Annotated in this window: 19 protein-coding genes and 1 other RNA gene; 4 read left to right on the top strand and 16 right to left on the bottom strand. The window is 57.7% G+C overall.

What is annotated here, in order from left to right:
• Window positions 1-2: 2 nt before the first annotated feature.
• The 9 genes from mraY to rsmI form a co-directional block, all read right to left on the bottom strand.
• On the bottom strand, window positions 3-1,085 hold the full coding sequence (mraY, locus tag B195_RS04120; protein WP_003443623.1) for a phospho-N-acetylmuramoyl-pentapeptide-transferase: 1,083 nt from the start codon (window positions 1,083-1,085) through the stop codon (window positions 3-5).
• Entirely contained in the window at window positions 1,085-2,452 is a 1,368-nt protein-coding gene (murF, locus tag B195_RS04115; RefSeq protein ID WP_003443626.1) for a UDP-N-acetylmuramoyl-tripeptide--D-alanyl-D-alanine ligase, read from the bottom strand. Before murF ends, mraY begins: the two co-directional genes overlap by 1 nt.
• A complete protein-coding gene (locus B195_RS04110; protein WP_003443629.1) occupies window positions 2,445-3,908 on the bottom strand; it encodes a UDP-N-acetylmuramoyl-L-alanyl-D-glutamate--2,6-diaminopimelate ligase in 1,464 nt (487 codons plus the stop codon). The genes murF and B195_RS04110 overlap by 8 nt, the downstream gene beginning before the upstream one ends.
• Window positions 3,908-5,650: a penicillin-binding protein 2 gene (locus B195_RS04105; protein ID WP_003443632.1), complete on the bottom strand. Its 1,743-nt coding sequence runs from the start codon at window positions 5,648-5,650 to the stop codon at window positions 3,908-3,910. Before B195_RS04105 ends, B195_RS04110 begins: the two co-directional genes overlap by 1 nt.
• A complete protein-coding gene (gene ftsL / locus B195_RS04100) occupies window positions 5,647-5,940 on the bottom strand; it encodes a cell division protein FtsL (RefSeq protein WP_003443637.1) in 294 nt (97 codons plus the stop codon). Before ftsL ends, B195_RS04105 begins: the two co-directional genes overlap by 4 nt.
• On the bottom strand, window positions 5,937-6,884 hold the full coding sequence (gene rsmH / locus B195_RS04095; protein WP_003443642.1) for a 16S rRNA (cytosine(1402)-N(4))-methyltransferase RsmH: 948 nt from the start codon (window positions 6,882-6,884) through the stop codon (window positions 5,937-5,939). Before rsmH ends, ftsL begins: the two co-directional genes overlap by 4 nt.
• On the bottom strand, window positions 6,881-7,336 hold the full coding sequence (gene mraZ / locus B195_RS04090) for a division/cell wall cluster transcriptional repressor MraZ (protein ID WP_003443645.1): 456 nt from the start codon (window positions 7,334-7,336) through the stop codon (window positions 6,881-6,883). The genes rsmH and mraZ overlap by 4 nt, the downstream gene beginning before the upstream one ends.
• Window positions 7,337-7,691: 355 nt before the next feature.
• Window positions 7,692-8,045, bottom strand: an RNA gene (gene rnpB / locus B195_RS04085) — RNase P RNA component class A.
• Between the two features lie 141 nt (window positions 8,046-8,186).
• Window positions 8,187-9,041 (bottom strand): 16S rRNA (cytidine(1402)-2'-O)-methyltransferase, encoded by an 855-nt coding sequence (gene rsmI / locus B195_RS04080; RefSeq protein WP_003443648.1) that lies wholly within the window; start codon window positions 9,039-9,041, stop codon window positions 8,187-8,189.
• Between the two features lie 234 nt (window positions 9,042-9,275).
• Here rsmI and B195_RS04075 point away from each other — a divergent pair, with 234 nt between their 5' ends.
• The 4 genes from B195_RS04075 (at window position 9,276) to B195_RS04060 (ending at window position 12,699) form a co-directional block, all read left to right on the top strand.
• Window positions 9,276-11,027: a penicillin-binding protein activator gene (locus B195_RS04075; RefSeq protein ID WP_003443655.1), complete on the top strand. Its 1,752-nt coding sequence runs from the start codon at window positions 9,276-9,278 to the stop codon at window positions 11,025-11,027.
• Window positions 11,027-11,389, top strand: a complete 363-nt coding sequence (locus B195_RS04070) for a YraN family protein (RefSeq protein ID WP_003443657.1) — start codon at window positions 11,027-11,029, stop codon at window positions 11,387-11,389. Before B195_RS04075 ends, B195_RS04070 begins: the two co-directional genes overlap by 1 nt.
• Before the next feature lie 138 nt (window positions 11,390-11,527).
• A complete protein-coding gene (locus tag B195_RS04065) occupies window positions 11,528-12,121 on the top strand; it encodes a phosphoheptose isomerase (RefSeq protein ID WP_029612203.1) in 594 nt (197 codons plus the stop codon).
• Window positions 12,118-12,699: a BON domain-containing protein gene (locus B195_RS04060; RefSeq protein WP_003443659.1), complete on the top strand. Its 582-nt coding sequence runs from the start codon at window positions 12,118-12,120 to the stop codon at window positions 12,697-12,699. The genes B195_RS04065 and B195_RS04060 overlap by 4 nt, the downstream gene beginning before the upstream one ends.
• Before the next feature lie 60 nt (window positions 12,700-12,759).
• Here B195_RS04060 and B195_RS04055 read toward each other — a convergent pair whose 3' ends face one another.
• From B195_RS04055 to rplM, 7 genes are all read right to left on the bottom strand, one after another.
• Entirely contained in the window at window positions 12,760-13,173 is a 414-nt protein-coding gene (locus B195_RS04055) for a ClpXP protease specificity-enhancing factor (RefSeq protein ID WP_003443662.1), read from the bottom strand.
• A gap of 17 nt (window positions 13,174-13,190) precedes the next feature.
• Window positions 13,191-13,808, bottom strand: coding sequence for a glutathione S-transferase N-terminal domain-containing protein (locus tag B195_RS04050; protein ID WP_003443665.1), 618 nt, complete (start codon window positions 13,806-13,808; stop codon window positions 13,191-13,193).
• A gap of 186 nt (window positions 13,809-13,994) precedes the next feature.
• The gene (locus B195_RS04045; RefSeq protein ID WP_003443669.1) at window positions 13,995-14,774 is read right to left on the bottom strand and encodes a cytochrome c1; all 780 of its coding nucleotides are present in this window, start codon (window positions 14,772-14,774) and stop codon (window positions 13,995-13,997) included.
• A complete protein-coding gene (locus tag B195_RS04040; RefSeq protein WP_003443672.1) occupies window positions 14,774-15,985 on the bottom strand; it encodes a cytochrome bc complex cytochrome b subunit in 1,212 nt (403 codons plus the stop codon). Before B195_RS04040 ends, B195_RS04045 begins: the two co-directional genes overlap by 1 nt.
• Window positions 15,985-16,584 (bottom strand): ubiquinol-cytochrome c reductase iron-sulfur subunit, encoded by a 600-nt coding sequence (gene petA / locus B195_RS04035; protein ID WP_003443673.1) that lies wholly within the window; start codon window positions 16,582-16,584, stop codon window positions 15,985-15,987. The genes B195_RS04040 and petA overlap by 1 nt, the downstream gene beginning before the upstream one ends.
• 253 nt (window positions 16,585-16,837) lie before the next feature.
• Complete coding sequence (gene rpsI, locus B195_RS04030; RefSeq protein ID WP_003216038.1) at window positions 16,838-17,230, bottom strand: 30S ribosomal protein S9; 393 nt, start codon at window positions 17,228-17,230, stop codon at window positions 16,838-16,840.
• Between the two features lie 14 nt (window positions 17,231-17,244).
• A complete protein-coding gene (gene rplM, locus B195_RS04025; RefSeq protein WP_003443674.1) occupies window positions 17,245-17,673 on the bottom strand; it encodes a 50S ribosomal protein L13 in 429 nt (142 codons plus the stop codon).
• Window positions 17,674-17,732: the final 59 nt, after the last annotated feature.

Here is a 17,732-nt window from a genome sequence, read left to right as displayed (position 1 = left end):
TTCTACCTCAGCTTCAGCGTGGCAAGGCCGACCAGTACCAGAATCACGGTGATGATCCAGAAACGGACAATCACGCGTGGCTCAGGCCAGCCCTTGAGTTCAAAGTGGTGATGGATCGGCGCCATGCGGAACACCCGCTTGCCGGTCAACTTGAAAGACGCTACCTGGATCACCACAGACAGGGTTTCCATCACGAACACACCGCCCATGATGAACAGCACGATTTCCTGACGCACGATCACGGCAATGGTGCCCAGGGCTGCGCCCAGCGCCAGTGCGCCAACGTCGCCCATGAAGACTTGTGCGGGGTAGGTGTTGAACCACAGGAATCCGAGACCGGCACCGATCAGTGCGCCGCAGAACACAATCAGTTCGCCTGCGCCCGGGACATACGGGATCAACAGGTAGTCGGCAAATTTCACGTTACCCGACAGGTAGCAGAAGATACCCAGGGCACCACCAACCATAACGGTCGGCATGATCGCCAGACCGTCCAGGCCATCAGTAAGGTTGACTGCGTTGCTCGAGCCTACGATCACGAAGTAGGTCAGCACCACAAAGCCGATACCCAGCGGAATGCTGGCGTCTTTGAGTATGGGCAGAATCAGCGTGGTTTCGACTGCGCTGGGTGCCGTCATATATAGAAAGATCGCCGCGCCCAGACCGAACACCGACTGCCAGAAATACTTCCAGCGGCTAGGAAGACCGCGAGAGTTTTTTTCGATCACCTTGCGGTAGTCATCGACCCAGCCAATTGCACCGAACAGCAGAGTCACAATCATCACGACCCACACATAGCGGTTGCTCAGGTCAGCCCAAAGCAGGGTGCTGATGGTGATCGCCGACAGGATCAGCGCGCCGCCCATGGTTGGCGTACCGGACTTGGACAAATGCGATTGCGGACCATCGTTACGCACCGACTGGCCGATCTGACGGTTTTGCAGGGTGCGGATCATCCACGGCCCCAGGCACAGGGACAAGGTCAACGCGGTGAGCACCCCAAGAATCCCGCGCAGGGACAGGTACTGGAAGACTGCGAAGCCCTTGTAGAACTGTTGTAGATACTCCGCTAGAAGCAGCAGCATTAATGTTTCTCCCCGCTGGAACCGCACAAAGCCGCAACGACGTTTTCCATCGCTGCGCTGCGCGAGCCCTTGATCAAAATAGTGGTGTTTGTTTCGTGCTCAGCACGAAGCGCCTGGATCAGGTCAGCCTGATTGGCGAAGTGACGAGCATGGTGTCCAAATGCAGTGACGGCATGAGCCATCATGGGTCCCACCGCATAGAGCGCTGAAACTTTGTCGGCGGCATAAGCGCCTACTTCACGATGTCCTTGCTCCGCCCACTCACCTAACTCGCCAATATCTCCGAGCACCAGGACGGTGCGGCCGGAAAAGGCGGCGAGTATATCAACGGCAGCGCACATTGAGGTGGGGTTTGCGTTGTAAGTGTCATCAATAATTCGCAGGCCGCCAGCGGTCAGTTGCGCCACTGCGCGACCTTTGACCGCAAGCACGGCTTGCAAGCCGCTGGTTATGCCAAACAGCGAGATGCCCAGAGCATGGGCAGCAGCTGCTGCGGCCAGGGCATTGGCGACGTTATGCGTACCCAGCAGGTTGAGCTGAACGCGGGAAACACCCAACGGGCAGTGCAAATCGAACCCGGGGCAACCCCGTGCATCGCGGGCCAGATTGCTGGCGTAAAAGTCTGCTTCTGGGTTTGTCAGGGCAAAGCTGAGTACCTTGCGGCCAGCAGCCCGGGCCTGCCAGATGCCAAAAGCCTTGTCATCCAGGTTCAGAACCGCGACGCCATCAGCGTCCAGCCCTTCGAGAATTTCGCCCTTGGCCTCGACGATTTTTTCCGGCCCGCCGAATTCGCCAACATGGGCGGTTCCGGCATTGTTGAGCACGGCAACATGGGGCTTGGTCATGCCGACGGTATAAGCAATTTCACCCAGGCGCGAAGCACCCAGCTCAATCACTGCCGCCGTGTGTTCCTGGGTCAGTTCGAGCAACGTCAGCGGCACGCCCAGGTCATTGTTCAAGTTGCCTTTGGTCGCCAGCACCGGACCACGGGTGCGCAGGATGCAGGCGAGCATTTCTTTAACTGTGGTTTTGCCACTGGAACCGGTAATCGCGGCAACCGGCTTGTGGTAGCCGGCACGATTGAGCGCACCCAGCTGACCCAATGCCACCCGGGCATTCTTGACCACCAGCTGCGGCAATGCCGACTCGGGCACTTCGCGTTCGACCAGTGCCGCAACCGCACCTTTGGCCGCCACTTCATTCAAATAATCATGGCCATCGAAACGCGGGCCGGTCAGGGCAATAAACAGCTGGCCCTTGGTGATCCCGCGGCTGTCGATGCTGACACCGTTGAAAAGGCTGTCGGCAGCGACCAGCCGACCACCCAGGGCAGCGGCAACTTCGCTCAGCAACAGAGGCTTAAGCATGGGCGGCCTCCCAGGCATTCAGGGCTTTCTCGGCTTGCACCAGATCAGAGAAGTCATGACGCTCGCCATTGATTTCCTGATAGTCCTCGTGACCTTTACCGGCCAGCACAATGACGTCTTCGGCGTTGGCACCTGCAATCAATCGGGCAATGGCCTCACCGCGACCGGCGACGAAGGTGACGCTCTGGGGCGTAACAAAGCCTGCGCGGATGTCGTCGAAAATTTGTCCAGGTGCTTCCGAACGGGGGTTATCGTCCGTAACCAAAACCCCGTCGGCCAAGCGTTCAACCACTTCGGCCATCAACGGGCGCTTGCCGCGATCGCGATCGCCGCCGCAACCGAACAGGCACAGCAGTTGGCCTTTGGCGTGAGGACGCAGGGCCAGCAAGACTTTTTCCAGGGCATCCGGGGTGTGGGCGTAATCAACGACTACCAGCGGCCTGGTGCCGCCGCCCAGACGCTGCATGCGCCCCACAGGGCCTTCAAGCTTTGGCAACACGGCGAGGATTTCATCCAGCGCGTAGTCCAGGCCGAGCAAGGCGCCGACCGCAGCCAGTACGTTGCTCAGGTTGAAACGACCCAGCAGGCTGCTGCGCAAATGGTGCTCGCCCTGTGGCGTGACCAGTGTGGCGCGCACGCCATCGTCGTCGAAGGTCGCTTCGCGGCAGTAAAGGTAGGCGCTGCTGTCTTCGAGGCTGTAGCTGATCAGGCGCGAATCATGTTTTTCTGCCGCCAGCTGGCGACCGAAGTCATCGTCAAGGTTAAGCACGCGGCAACCCAGGTCAGGCCAGGCAAACAGCTTGGCCTTGGCCTCGGCATACGCCTGCATGGTGCCGTGATAATCCAGATGGTCGCGGGACAGGTTGGTCAGGACGGCAACATCAAACGCCAGAGCACTGACCCGGCCTTGATCCAGCCCGTGGGACGACACTTCCATCGCCACGGCCTTGGCACCGGCTTTCTTCAGGTCAGCCAGCATGGCCTGTACGGCAATCGGGTCCGGGGTGGTATGGCGACCGCTTTGCAGTGCGCCATAAAAGCCCGTGCCCAGGGTGCCAACAATGCCGCAATGCTGCCCCAGCAGGTCCAGCGCTTGCGCAACCAGCTGGGTAACGCTGGTTTTGCCGTTGGTACCGGTAACGCCCACCAGGTTCACGTGATGGCTCGGGTCACCATAAAAACGCCCGGCGATAGACGACAGTTGCGCCGCCAGCCCCTTGACCGGGATCAGCGGTACGGCGGTGATCGGCAATACGTCCGCGCCTTCTACTTCATAGGCCACGGCCGCTGCGCCACGTTGCAGGGCGTCAGCGATATGTTCACGACCATCGAGCTTGCCACCCGGTACCGCGAGGAACAGATCCCCGGCTCGCACATTGCGGCTGTCGAGGGTCAGCTCACGGATCAACAGATCGTGACCTGCGTGAGGGAAAATCTTGTTCAGGCTCAGGGACATTAGCCGCGCCCTCCTTTGGCTGCTGCAGCGGTCGCGGCTGCTTGTTGCTCCGCGGCCGTCGGCAAGTTATCCGGCGTCACGTTCATCAGGCGCAGGGTGCCGGACATTACTTTGCTGAATACTGGAGCCGAAACCAGACCACCGAAGTAGCCCGCCTTGCTTGGCTCATCGATGACCACAACGATTGCGTAACGCGGATCGCTCATCGGGCCAAACCCGGCAAACAGGGAGCGGTACGAGTTGACGGCATAACCCTTGACGCCACCCGAGGATGTTTTACGCGCAGTACCGGACTTGCCGCCCACGTGATAGGCCGGCACCTTGGCCCGCCAGACGCCGCGCGGGTTCTCGATAACTTCCTGGAGCATCCCCTGAACAGTCTTGGCGACCTGCTCGGGCATGACTTGCGCGGCCTGCGCCGGCTTGTCGGCCTTGAGCAGGGTCAGCGGGGCGAGCTTGCCGTTGTTGGCCAGCGCCGAAAATGCGTGTACCAGCTGGATCGCCGTCACCGAAACGCCGTAGCCATAAGACAGGGTCGCGGTTTCAGCCTTGCGCCACTCGCGGTAGTTCGGCAGGTTGCCGACGCGCTCACCCGGGAAGCCCAGGCCCGTGTCCTGACCCAGACCCATTTTCGCCATCTGGCGGAAAATCGCTTCACCACCGATATCGAAGGCAACCTTACTCATGCCGACGTTACTGGAGTTGATCAGAATGCCCGTCAGATCAAGGATCGGGCCTTCAGTGCGCGATACGTCGCGAATGGTGTATTTGCCCAGTTGCAGCGTGCCCGGATACACCTCGACCTTATCGGTGGGTTTCCAGCGTCCGGTTTCCAGCGCAGCACTCATCGAAATCGGCTTTACCGTTGAGCCCGGCTCGAACACGTCGATCATGGCGCGGTTACGCATCATCGCCGGCTGCAGGTTGCGACGGTTGTTCGGGTTGTAGGTCGGCTGGTTGACCATGGCCAGAATCTCGCCGGTCTTCACATCCATAATTACCAGGCTGCCGGCCTTGGCACCGTTTTCGACCAGCGCATTGCGCAGTTCGCGGTTGGCCAGATACTGCAGGCGCAGGTCAATCGATAACGCCAAGGTCTTCCCTGCCTTGGCGTTTTTTGTAACCTGAATGTCTTTGATCAGACGACCGCGCCGATCCTTGATTACCTGTCGCTTGCCCGGCACGCCGGCCAGCCACTCGTCATAGGCCAGCTCAACACCTTCGCGGCCTTTATCGTCGATATCGGTAAAGCCGACCATGTGCGCAGTCACTTCACCCGCCGGGTAAAAACGACGGAACTCTTCGATGCCATATACACCCGGCACTTTAAGGTCGAGCACCAGCTGGCCCTGCTCGGGTGTCAAGCCGCGGACCAGATAGATGAATTCTTTATTGGCTTGCTGTTCAAGACGCGCCGTCAGCACCTTGGGATCTTGCCCAAGCGCGTGGGCCAGGGCCGGCCAGCGATCCTTGGCCACCTGCATTTCCTTGGCGTTGGCCCACAACGTGGTCACCGGGGTACTGACGGCCAGCGGCTCGCCATTACGGTCAGTAATCAGGCCGCGGTGTGCCGGGATCTGGATGTGCCGCAGACTGCGGGCATCGCCCTGCCCCTTGAGGAAGTCATGGTCGATCACCTGCAGGTAGACAATTTGACAGGCAATCGCACCTACCAGCAGTGCCAGCAATGCCAGCACTACACGAAAACGCCACGGATAGAGTGCGCCTTCGAGTTTGATCATGGCGCCACCATCCGAACTTCTGCTGCGCCCGGGATGCGCATTTTCAGTTGTTCGCTGGCCAGGGTTTCGATACGGCTATGGGCGGTCCAGGTGCTTTGTTCGAGGATCAGACGCCCCCACTCGGCCTGGGCCTTGTCACGCACACTCAGCTCCCCGTACAGGGTGTTGAGCAGCTGGCGGTTCCAGTGGGCGCTATAGGAAACGCCCACTGCCGAAACCAATACGGCAATAAACAGCAGCAGCATGAAAAAACTTCCGCCGGGAAGTGGTTTGGCGAAGAGCTTGTTCAACGAAGCTTCTCCGCGACGCGCATGACAGCGCTGCGCGAGCGCGGATTGGCTTTGAGCTCCGCTTCAGATGCGAACTGGGCCTTGCCATGGATTTTTATAATGGGATCGAAACTGGTGTGCTGAACCGGCAGGCCGCGGGGCAGGTTGTCGGGTTCACCTTTGACCAGGTCACGCATGAACAATTTGACGATGCGGTCTTCCAGGGAGTGGAAGCTGATCACCACCAGGCGACCGCCGACTTCCAGGGATTCAAGTGCCGCTTCGAGGCCGGCCTTGAGATCACCCAGCTCGTTATTGACGTGGATGCGCAGGCCCTGGAAGGTGCGGGTTGCAGGGTGCTTGCCCTTTTCCCAGGCCGGGTTGGCCACTTTCAGCACTTCAGCCAGATCGCCCGTGCGTTCAAACGGGGTAATTGCCCGGCGCTCAACCACCGCGCGGGCCATACGCCCGGAAAAACGCTCTTCGCCATATTCTTTGAATACGCGGGCAATTTCGTCCTGGGATGCGGTGTTTACAAACTCAGCCGCGCTGATCCCTTCATCCGGGTTCATGCGCATGTCCAGCGGGCCGTCGTTCATGAAACTGAAGCCGCGCTCAGGATCGTCGAGCTGTGGCGAAGAAACCCCCAGATCGAGGAGAACACCGCTGACCTTTCCGGCCAGGCCGCGGGCGGCGATCTCGGAGCCCATCTCGGCAAAGCTGCGTTGCACAATGACAAAGCGGCCGTCTTCGGCCGCTAGCGCTTGCCCGGTGGCAATCGCCTGGGGATCTTTATCAAACCCGAGCAAACGGCCCTCAGGGCCAAGCTTCTGGAGTATCAGGCGGCTATGTCCGCCGCGACCGAAGGTGCCATCCAGATAGCATCCATCAGGACGTACGGCGAGAGCCTCTACGGCTTCGTCGAGCAGTACGGTGATGTGGTTGAAGTCGCTATCTATAGTCACAGGATTAAATCACGCAGTTCTTCAGGCATCGCGCCCGGTTGTTGAATGGCTGCAAGGTCAGCGGCAGAAACAGCTTCCCAGGCATCCTCGTCCCACAGTTGAAACTTGTTTAACTGGCCTACCAACATCGCGCGCTTATCCAACCTGGCATATTCACGCAAACGCGGTGGCACCAGAAAACGACCACTGCCATCGAGCTCTAGGTCGACGGCGTTACCAATCAACAGACGTTGCAAACGGCGGTTCTCTTCACGCAACGAAGGCAACGCCCGAAGCTTGGTTTCAATCAGCTCCCACTCGTCGAGGGGGTACACACACAAGCAGGGATCTACCGCATCAATGGTCACGATCAGTTGCCCGGAACTTCTCGAAATCAACTCGTCACGGTACCGGCTCGGCATTGCGAGACGGCCCTTGGCATCGAGACTGATTGCGTTAGCTCCGCGAAACACGAGGCGTCACTCCCAAAATTAGCGTTTTACGTCTAAAAAACCCACTTTATGCCACTTTTCGCCACTTGCGCACACTATAGGAATGCGCCCACCACACCGTCAAGGAGCGGCCCGAAGGAAAATCCTTACATAACTGAGATTTAGGAGGGTAAACAGACGTGCAGCAATAACCGGAGGGATTTTTTGACTCGCGAAGTGCAACAAACTCAAAGCCCTGGACTTCAAACTTAAAGTAGTTTGTTAAGAGTAAGAACTTTTTGGCATTACTCGGCAGATTTTCTTGCGAATACATCGGGGGAGATGGAGCGCTTGTTTCTTGTGGCAATCTGCCTGCAGCGCAAGCAGAAGAAAAAAGGTGGAGAGTCGATCTGTAAGCCGGGTTCTGTCGTGAACAGTCATTCGTCTACGATGGCCATCACTGGACATCTTTAGCAACCTACCCGGTTCCAGCGCGGGCCACGCCTTGGAACCCTATTTGGTCTTGCTCCAAGTGGGGTTTACCTAGCCACGAACTGTTGCCAGTCGTGCGGTGCGCTCTTACCGCACCTTTTCACCCTTACCGGCGCCGAAGCGCTTAGGCGGTTATTTTCTGTGGCACTTTCCGTAGGCTCACGCCTCCCAGGCATTACCTGGCACTTCGCCCTATGGAGCCCGGACTTTCCTCCCCCCCCTAATTTTCATAGAGGGCAGCGACTGTCCAATCGACTCTCCGGCGCGAAGATTAACTGTACAGAGCGTATAGAACAAGCGTTAAAAGCCAGATGGCAGTTTCATTCACCCTGCGCAAAGCCTTTGCCTGTCAGCCCGGACAACAAAGAAATAGCAAAAGGCCACTACTTAAACAGAGGCCTTAATCAACTTTTTGTTTTTCCAGCGCCACTTGATACAACACATTCTTTCGCTCGCCGGTTATTTCAGCTGCAAGTGCGGCCGCGCGTTTTAGCGGCATTTCTTTTAGCAGCAAGTCGAGAATGCGCATCGCTTCACTGCTGACTGCTTCGTCTGTTTCAGGCGCAGTCCACCCTGCAACCAGCACCACGCACTCGCCACGCTGCTGGTTACTGTCGCCCTCGACAAAGGCGCGCAACTCGGACAATGGCAAACCCTTGAGGGTTTCGAAGGTCTTGGTCAGTTCCCGCGCCAGCAAGGCCGGGCGGTCCGGACCAAATACCAGCTCCAGATCTTGCAGGCACTCAAGGATACGATGTGGTGCCTCGTAAAAAATCAGAGTGCGCGGCTCTTCCTTCAGCAACTCAAGGCGCGTACGGCGCCCAACAGCCTTAGCCGGAAGAAATCCCTCGAAGATAAATCGGTCGGAAGGCAAGCCCGCAGCTGACAACGCCGCAATCAGGGCGCAGGCACCCGGCACAGGCACCACCTTGACCCCGGCCGCGCGTGCCTGGCGTACCAGGTGATACCCCGGATCGGAGATCAACGGCGTCCCGGCATCGGAGATCAGGGCGACATCTTCGCCAGCCAGCAAGCGCTGAATAAAGCGACTACCCTCATCACGTTCGTTATGTTCGTGACAGGCACCCAGGGGAGTGGTGATGCCAAAATGCTGCATCAAACGCAGGGAGTGACGCGTGTCTTCGGCCGCAATCAGCGACACGTCACGCAGCACTTTGAGCGCACGCGCACTGATGTCGTCCAGGTTCCCGATGGGCGTCGCCACCACATAAAGCGACCCGACAACGGAATTCATAGCACCTGGAGCAGTCAAAACGCACACCTCATGAGAGTTAAAGGCGCCATTGTAGCGCGTAGACCCCTCCTGAACGCACCTTCCAGTCAGACTGCAGAGTGCTTATTCGCAAAAATTTCACCGCCACAACCCGCAGAACTCATCTAAATTCAGGCTTTATCGCCTGTAACATCGCGCCCCGGCCAGTGCTTGGGTACAATTCCCGCTCTTTTGTTCGAGTAACAGGAACACTACATGATCGCTTGCCTGCGGCTGTTCACTGCCCTCTGCCTTGCTGCCCTGTTGGCGGCTTGCGCCAGCTCGCCCTCGTCCAGCCTTGGCGAACTCCCCCGAACCCCGGATGCCAGCCTTGAGCAGTTGCTGCAGCAGGCCTCCGAAACCAAAAATCCGGAGAAGGCCGCCTTGCTGCGCCTGTCCGCGGCTGATCTGGCCATGGGCCAGAACAATGATCAGCGCGCCGCGCAGATTTTGGCCCAGGTCCCGCTGGATCAGCTCAAGCCAGCACAGCAAGTCTTTGCCAGCACGCTGACAGCCGAACTGGCAATGAAGCGCAATGATCCCAAGGCTGCCGTGGCCGCCCTGAATCATCCAAGCGTGTCGCGCATCGGCGAGCTACCGAACGATTTGCAAGTACGCACCCATACCGTGCACGCCCGTGCCCTTGAAGCAGACGGGCAAACACTGGCCGCAGCACGCGAACGTGTAGCGATGAGCCCGATCCTGACCGGCGATGCTGCCAACAGCAACAATGACGCCATCTGGACATTGGTTGCCGCATTGCCAGTGGAGCAACTGCAGGCACAAAGCAACGATGTTCTGGGCGGATGGATGTCCCTGGCCCTGGCCGTGAAGAGCGCCGGCACCGTTCAGGACCAGCAAAACGCCATAGACCAATGGCGTGCGCAAAACCCGAATCACCCCGCTGCCATCCAGCTACCCGCTCCACTGATCAAACTCAAGGAGCTGGCCAGCCAGCCTTTGACCAAAATCGCCCTGCTACTGCCTCAGGACGGCCAGCTGGCCTCTGTGAGCAAGGCATTGCGCGACGGCTTCATGGCTGCTCACTATCAAGCTCAGCAGGCCGGGCAAAACCCGCCAAGCATCCAGTTTTATGACAGCTCGCGCCTGGTATCCCTGGACGACTTCTACAACAAGGCACAAGCCGATGGCGTGCAACTGGTGATCGGCCCGCTGGAGAAATCACTGGTCAAGCAGCTGAGTGCTCGCCCGCAGCTGCCCATCACTACACTGGCCCTCAATTACAGCGAAAGCGCACATGGCCCGGCCCAACTGTTTCAGTTTGGCCTCGCCGCTGAAGACGAAGCCCGTGAAGTGGCTCGCCGCGCACGCGCCGACGGCCTGACCCACGCCGGCGCCATGGTTCCGAAAGGCGAATGGGGCGAGCGCGTACTCAATGCATTCCGTCAGGAATGGGTCGCCCACGGCGGCTCCATCGTGGGTATCGAGTACATCGACAAACCCGTAGCCCTGGCCCAGCAGGTCGGCGATCTGGTGCAACTGCGTAAAAACGCCGCCGAGCCGCTGCAGTTCCTGTTCCTCGCCGCCACGCCCCAGCAAGCCCAGCAGATCAAGCCGACCCTGAACTACCAATACGCAGGCGATCTGCCGGTTTACGCCACGTCCCACGTCTTCAGTGCCAGCGGCAATCAGGACCAGTACAAAGACATGAATGGCGTGCGCTTCTGCGAGACCCCATGGCTGCTGGAGCCCGGCAACCCGCTACGCCAGCAAGTGGCTGCACAATGGCCACAGGCTTCAAGCAGCATGGGCCGCCTGTACGCCATGGGCGTTGACGCTTACACCCTGGCATCGCGCCTGGGCCAGCTCAAGGCTCTGCCAGACAGCCGGATCGACGGCTTGTCGGGCAGCCTCAGCATGAGCCCGACACAACATGTCGAGCGTCAGCTGCCGTGGGCCGAGTTCGTTAACGGCCAGATTCAACGTCTGCCCGATACTCCCAACTGATGCCCGACCGCTCAAGCCTGCAAACAGGCAAGGATGCCGAGCGCCTGGCGCTGCGGCATCTTGAGCAACAGGGTTTACGCTTGCTGGCACAGAACTGGCTTTGCAAGCGCGGCGAGCTGGATCTGGTCATGCTTGACGGCGATACAGTAGTATTCGTCGAAGTTCGTTACCGGCAACACGCGCAATGGGGTGGCGCACTGGCCAGCATTGACGCACGCAAGCAGCAAAAGCTGATACTTGCAGCTCAGTACTTTTTGCAACGCGAGTCGCGCTGGGCCAATCATCCCTGCCGCTTTGATGTCGTAACAATGGACAGCGCAACACCTCACTTGAACTGGCTACGGAATGCCTTTGACAGCTGACCCGCTGTCAGGCCGATTCCAGCACCCTTTTATTAAACGATTTTGCTTTGCTTTGCGGGCTGCACATTCTTGTGCCGGGAAGTCACCCAGGAACACCTGGATCACGCTCGACCAGCCGCCCTACTTAAGGTCACATAGATGGACATGCAATCCCGGATTCGCCAGCTTTTTCAGGCCAGCATCGACACCAAGCAGCAGGCGATGGACGTTCTTGCACCCCACATCGAGCAAGCCAGCCAAGTGATGGTCAATGCCTTGCTCAATGAAGGAAAAATGCTTTCGTGCGGTAACGGTGGCTCGGCAGGCGATGCCCAGCACTTTTCATCCGAGCTGCTCAATCGCTTTGAGCGCGAGCGCCCCAGCTTGCCCGCCATTGCACTCACCACCGACACCTCGACGATCACCTCGATCGCCAATGACTACAGCTTCAACGAGATTTTCTCCAAGCAGATCCGCGCCCTTGGCCAGCCCGGGGATGTATTGCTGGCCATTTCCACCAGCGGCAACTCGGCCAACATCATCCAGGCAATCCAGGCGGCCCACGACCGCGAAATGATCGTGGTTGCCATGACCGGCCGCGACGGCGGCGGCATGGCCTCGCTGCTGCTGCCTGAGGACGTGGAGATTCGCGTCCCGTCCAATGTCACTGCACGTATTCAAGAAGTCCATCTGCTGGCGATCCACTGCTTGTGCGACCTGATCGACAGCCAACTGTTCGGGAGTGAAGAATGACCTTTAAACGCCTTAGCCTTGTGGCACTGACTCTGTGCCTGGGCCTGACTGCCGGCTGCAGCTCGGTGCTGACAGCTACCCGCGATACGCCTATTGAAGATGATCGCGGCACCCGCACTTTCGGCAGCAAGATCGATGACTCGCTGATTGAAACCAAGGTCGCCGTGAACGTGGCCAAAGCCAGCCCTGACCTGGACACCGGCTCGCATATCGTCGTCACCAGCTACAACGGTATCGTATTGCTGGCCGGCCAGACTCCCCGCGCCGAGCTCAAGGCCCAGGCCGAGCAGGCTGCCGCCGCGGTTCAACGGGTGAAGAAGGTCAACAATGAGTTGCAGGTCATGGCTCCGTCCTCGATCCTCGCCCGCAACAACGACGCCTGGCTGACCACCAAGATCAAGACCCAGATGCTGACCGACAGCCAGATCCCGGGCTCACGGATCAAAATCGTTACCGAGAACGGCATTGTCTACATGCTGGGCCTGGTGACCAAACAGGAAGCCACCCGCGCAACCAATCTGGTGCAAAGTGTTTCCGGCGTACAGAAAATCGTGAAGCTGTTTGAGTACATCGACTGACAAGCTCGCTCCTGCAGCCCGGACACAAAAAAGGCGACCCTTGCAGGTCGCCTTTTTTTGTTACTTGACCACTTTCAGGCTAGGCCGACCCGTAGGTCTTGGCGGCTCAGTACCTGGCGGCGGCCCATCGTCATCCGGCTCAACCTCGTCATCACCGTCCATAGGCTCTTCCAGGTCAAACACCATACCCTGACCATTCTCACGGGCGTAAACCCCCAGAATGGCCGCAATAGGCACGTACAACGTGTGCGGCACACCACCAAAACGCCCTTCAAAGCTCACTGCTTCGTTGTCCATGTGCAATTGACGCACGGCGGTTGGCGAAACATTCAGGACAATCTGCCCGTCACTGGCAAAACCCTGGGGCACTTGCACCTTCGGGTAGTCAGAGTTAACCAGCATGTGCGGAGTGCAATCGTTATCAACAATCCACTCATAGAGCGCACGCACCAGATAAGGTCGACTTGAATTCATCAAGGGCTCCTAAAGCCTTAGCGCATGTCGCGTTCGACACCAGACAAACTTGCCCGGAAGGTCTCACGCGCAAACTGGCGCTCCATATAGTCAAGCAGCGGCTTGGCCGGCCGCGGCAATTCAATACCCAAAATGGGCAAGCGCCAGAGTATCGGCAATAGACAGCAGTCGACCAGACTTAGCTCTGTACTGAGGAAAAAAGGTTTGTCTGCAAACAATGCAGACACGCCTGTCAGACTCTCACGCAGCTCTTTACGCGCCTGGACCCGAGCCGACTCCTTGGTACGCGAATCGAGAATCAGGTCCACCAGCACACACCAGTCGCGCTGGATGCGATGAATCAGCAGACGGCTATTGGCCCGCGCCACCGGATAAACCGGCAACAGCGGCGGATGCGGATAACGCTCATCCAGATATTCCATCACCACAGTCGACTCCCACAACGCCAGGTCACGATCGACCAGGGTTGGCAGGCTGCCGTAGGGGTTCACTTCGATCAGCTTCGGCGGCTGACGGCCCGCCTCCACACTGATGATCTCGGCGCTGACACCTTTCTCGGCGAGCACGATACGTACTCGATGGGAATAGTGGTCGGCGGGGTCGGAGTAACAGGCCAACCGATTGGTCACGCCCATGGCGGTCCTCCTCGCTTGTTGAAATTATCAGGAGCGGAAAAACGAACGCGCCCAAGGAACGTCTCCGGCAACCGCAGAACCCGGGCGGGCAAGGCCTTGCGACCTTGCCCGCCACTCATCCTGCACTGTTACCTTTTCAGAGACACCCTCGGGCGCGCACGATTAACAGCGATGCGTGTAACGATATCAGTGCACATCTTTCCAGTATTCGCGCTTGAGCAGATAAGCGAATACGAAGAAGAAGGCCAGATAGAGCAGTACGTAGGTACCGATGCGCTGATGCTCCAGCTTCACCGGGTTGGCCGAATAGGCCAGGAAGGTCACAAGGTTCTTGATCTTCTCATCGAACTGCTCTTCAGTCAGCGTGCCGGTTTTAGGCAAAACTGTCAGCTGGTCGCATGCTTCATGTGTCAAAGGCGTGCCAGTGAGCGGATCATACTGCTTCTTGCCGTCTTCGACGATCTGAACTTGCTTGCAGCCTACCACCTGACGACCTTGCAACGGTGCCAGAACGTTCGGCATCCCCACATTCGGGAAGACTTTGTTGTTTACACCCCATGGCCGTGACGGGTCTTCATAGAAAGACCGCAGGTAGCTATACAGCCAGTCAGTACCACGCACACGCGCCACCAGGGTCAAGTCTGGCGGTGCAGCACCGAACCAGGCCTTGGCGTCTTCCGGCTGCATGCCGATGTTCATGTGGTCGCCGATTTTGGCCCCGGTGAACACCAGATTCTCGAGCATGAGCTCATGGGGAATCCCCAGGTCATCGGCTACACGCTCGTAACGCTGGAACTTGGCACTGTGACAACCCATGCAGTAGTTGGCGAACGTACGTGCGCCGTCCTGCATGGCTGCCTTGTCAGAAACATCGATGTCGACCTTGTCGAGCTGAACGCCCTGCTCCGCCGCAAAGGACAGCACAGGCATCACCGCAAGCATCAATACAGCAAATAGCTTTTTCATCAGCCAGTCACCCTTTCCGGAACCGGTTTGGTCTTCTCAAGCCTGGTGTAGAACGGCATCAGAATGAAGTAGGCGAAGTACAGGAACGTACAGACCTGCGACAGCAACGTACGACCCGGGGTCGGCGCCAATACACCCAGCACGCCCAGAATCACGAACGAGATGCAAAACACCCAGAGCCAGATTTTGCTCAGCCAGCCCTTGTAGCGCATGGATTTGACCGGGCTACGGTCAAGCCATGGCAATACGAACAGCATGGCAATAGCAGCCCCCATGGCGATGACGCCAAGCAACTTGTCCGGGATTGCACGCAAGATCGCGTAGAACGGCGTGAAGTACCAGACAGGCGCAATGTGCTCCGGCGTTTTAAAGGCGTTAGCCTGTTCAAAGTTCGGTTTTTCCAGGAAGTAGCCACCCATTTCCGGGAAGAAGAACACAATCGAACAGAAGATAAACAGGAACACCACTACGCCGACGATATCTTTCACGGTGTAGTACGGATGGAAGGGAATGCCATCCAGCGGTACGCCGTTTTCGTCTTTATGCTTTTTGATGTCCACGCCGTCAGGGTTGTTCGAGCCGACTTCATGCAAGGCCAGAACGTGCAGCACCACCAGCCCCAGAATCACGATAGGCAAGGCCACAACGTGCAAGGCAAAGAAGCGGTTCAGGGTAATGCCGGAGATCAGGTAGTCACCGCGAATCCACTGTGTCAGGTCGTTACCGATAACCGGAATCGCACCGAACAGCGAGATGATCACCTGGGCACCCCAGTAGGACATCTGCCCCCAAGGCAACAGATAGCCCATGAAGGCCTCTGCCATCAGGGCCAGATAGATCATCATACCGAACAGCCAGACCAGTTCCCGCGGCTTCTGATAGGAGCCGTAGAGCAGGCCACGGAACATGTGCAGGTAGACCACCACAAAGAACGCCGACGCACCCGTTGAGTGCAGATAGCGCAGGATGGAACCGTATTCGACGTCACGCATGATGTATTCGACAGAAGCAAAAGCTTCTTCTGCCGACGGCGTGTAGCTCATCGTCAGCCACACACCGGTGACAATCTGATTAACCAGAACGAGCAATGCGAGAGAACCGAAGAAATAGAAGAAGTTGAAGTTCTTCGGGGCGTAGTACTTGCTGAGATGGTCTTCCCACATTTTAGTCGCGGGGAAGCGGGCATCAATCCAGTCCATGAACTTGCTCATTACGCGCTCTCCCCTTCAAGGCCAACGACAATCACATTGTCACTGCCCTCAACATAGTAGTAAGGCGGTACTGGCAGGTTCAATGGAGCAGGTTGCGACTTGTAGACGCGGCCGGCCAGGTCATAGTGGGAACCATGGCAAGGGCAGAAATACCCCCCTACCCAATCCTTGCCCAGGTCAGCAGGAGCGACCTCGGGGCGGAAAGTCGGCGAACAACCCAAGTGAGTGCAAATTCCGATCAACACCAAAACTTCTGGCTTGATGGATCGCCACTCGTTTTTTGAGTTTTCAGGTTGATCGGATTGATTGGATTCGGGATCAGCGAGCTGCCCTTCAATCTTCTTGAGATTTGCCAGGATCTCCTCAGTGCGGCGGACAATGAATACTGGCTGACCACGCCATTCAGCAATCATCTGCTGCCCTGGCTCAATCTTTGCAATATTCACTTTCACCGGTGCGCCTGCGGCTTTCGCCTTGGCACTGGGAAACCACGACCCCACGAACGGGACCGCCGCCCCCACCGCTCCTGCAGCACCCACCACGGATGTGGCTGCTACGAGGAAGCGACGCCGGCCGACATTTACGCCGTCATTGCTCATTCAGTCCTCTCCCATCAGCTTTGTGGCCTGTTAAATCAGGCATCTACTAAGTAAAAATCTGAACTTATAAAAATTTTGCAGAATGGTAATGAAAAGCCCCTACTCTGACAAGGTAATTACCGCTCTGGGTCGGCTACAGGCCTTGTAGTATAGGCATTTGCTGAATGTGGCAAGTTGTCACACCAACAATTCATCACCCATAAAAAAAGCCCAGCTCCTAAGGAGACTGGGCTTTTTTGAACGAAGCTGCGAATTAACGCTTCGAGTACTGCGGACGCTTACGCGCTTTACGCAGACCGACTTTCTTACGTTCAACTTCACGAGCATCGCGAGTTACGAAGCCTGCTTTGCGCAGAGCGCCACGCAGAGTTTCGTCGTACTGCATCAGTGCGCGAGTGATACCGTGGCGGATTGCGCCAGCCTGACCACTTACACCACCACCGATCACGGTGACGTAGATATCGAATTTCTCGACAGTCTCAGTCAGTTCCAACGGCTGACGAACTACCATGCGGGCAGTTTCGCGACCGAAGAAATTCTCCAGAGTGCGGTTGTTGATCGAGATGTTACCGGTACCTGGACGCAGGAAAACGCGTGCAGTTGCGGTTTTACGACGGCCAGTGCCGTAGTTTTGAGTCGCCGACATAATGAACTATTCCGTTAAAACTTCAGTTCTTGGGGCTGCTGAGCAGTATGAGGGTGAGCAGCGCCCGCATATACTTTCAGCTTACGGTACATGTCGCGACCCAGCGGGTTTTTAGGCAGCATGCCTTTAACCGCGGTCTCGATCACGCGTTCAGGAGCTTTGGCGATCAGCTTTTCGAAGTTGATCGACTTAATCCCGCCCGGGAAACCGGAGTGAGAGTAGTACATTTTGTCAGTGGTTTTAGCACCAGTGACACGAATCTGCTCGGCATTGATAACAACGATGTAGTCACCGGTGTCAACGTGCGGAGTGTATTCAGGCTTGTGCTTGCCACGCAGACGGCTCGCGATTTCGGTGGCCAGACGACCCAGTGTCTGGCCAGCAGCGTCGACGACAAACCAGTCGCGCGTAACTGTTTCCGGTTTAGCAGTAAAAGTTTTCATTCTTTATAGCCTCAGGGGCCGCCCTGTAAATTAGACGGCGGATCTTACTGAATAGTGCG

The sequence above is a fragment of the Pseudomonas sp. Lz4W genome, assembly GCF_000346225.2.
GTDB lineage: Bacteria > Pseudomonadota > Gammaproteobacteria > Pseudomonadales > Pseudomonadaceae > Aquipseudomonas > Aquipseudomonas paraversuta.
This window is presented reverse-complemented; position numbering and strand designations above follow the sequence as displayed.

Coding starts and splice junctions, on each gene's coding strand:
- rplM (WP_003443674.1), bottom strand. CDS start 17,673: ATGAAAACTTTTACTGCTAAACCGGAAACAGTTACGCGCGACTGGTTT.
- petA (WP_003443673.1), bottom strand. CDS start 16,584: ATGAGCAATGACGGCGTAAATGTCGGCCGGCGTCGCTTCCTCGTAGCA.
- murF (WP_003443626.1), bottom strand. CDS start 2,452: ATGCTTAAGCCTCTGTTGCTGAGCGAAGTTGCCGCTGCCCTGGGTGGT.
- B195_RS04050 (WP_003443665.1), bottom strand. CDS start 13,808: ATGGGCGTGACCAATCGGTTGGCCTGTTACTCCGACCCCGCCGACCAC.
- B195_RS04110 (WP_003443629.1), bottom strand. CDS start 3,908: ATGTCCCTGAGCCTGAACAAGATTTTCCCTCACGCAGGTCACGATCTG.
- rpsI (WP_003216038.1), bottom strand. CDS start 17,230: ATGTCGGCGACTCAAAACTACGGCACTGGCCGTCGTAAAACCGCAACT.
- mraY (WP_003443623.1), bottom strand. CDS start 1,085: ATGCTGCTGCTTCTAGCGGAGTATCTACAACAGTTCTACAAGGGCTTC.
- B195_RS04060 (WP_003443659.1), top strand. CDS start 12,118: ATGACCTTTAAACGCCTTAGCCTTGTGGCACTGACTCTGTGCCTGGGC.
- B195_RS04070 (WP_003443657.1), top strand. CDS start 11,027: ATGCCCGACCGCTCAAGCCTGCAAACAGGCAAGGATGCCGAGCGCCTG.
- B195_RS04075 (WP_003443655.1), top strand. CDS start 9,276: ATGATCGCTTGCCTGCGGCTGTTCACTGCCCTCTGCCTTGCTGCCCTG.
- B195_RS04040 (WP_003443672.1), bottom strand. CDS start 15,985: ATGAGCAAGTTCATGGACTGGATTGATGCCCGCTTCCCCGCGACTAAA.
- B195_RS04065 (WP_029612203.1), top strand. CDS start 11,528: ATGGACATGCAATCCCGGATTCGCCAGCTTTTTCAGGCCAGCATCGAC.
- B195_RS04055 (WP_003443662.1), bottom strand. CDS start 13,173: ATGAATTCAAGTCGACCTTATCTGGTGCGTGCGCTCTATGAGTGGATT.
- B195_RS04105 (WP_003443632.1), bottom strand. CDS start 5,650: ATGATCAAACTCGAAGGCGCACTCTATCCGTGGCGTTTTCGTGTAGTG.
- rsmI (WP_003443648.1), bottom strand. CDS start 9,041: ATGAATTCCGTTGTCGGGTCGCTTTATGTGGTGGCGACGCCCATCGGG.
- B195_RS04045 (WP_003443669.1), bottom strand. CDS start 14,774: ATGAAAAAGCTATTTGCTGTATTGATGCTTGCGGTGATGCCTGTGCTG.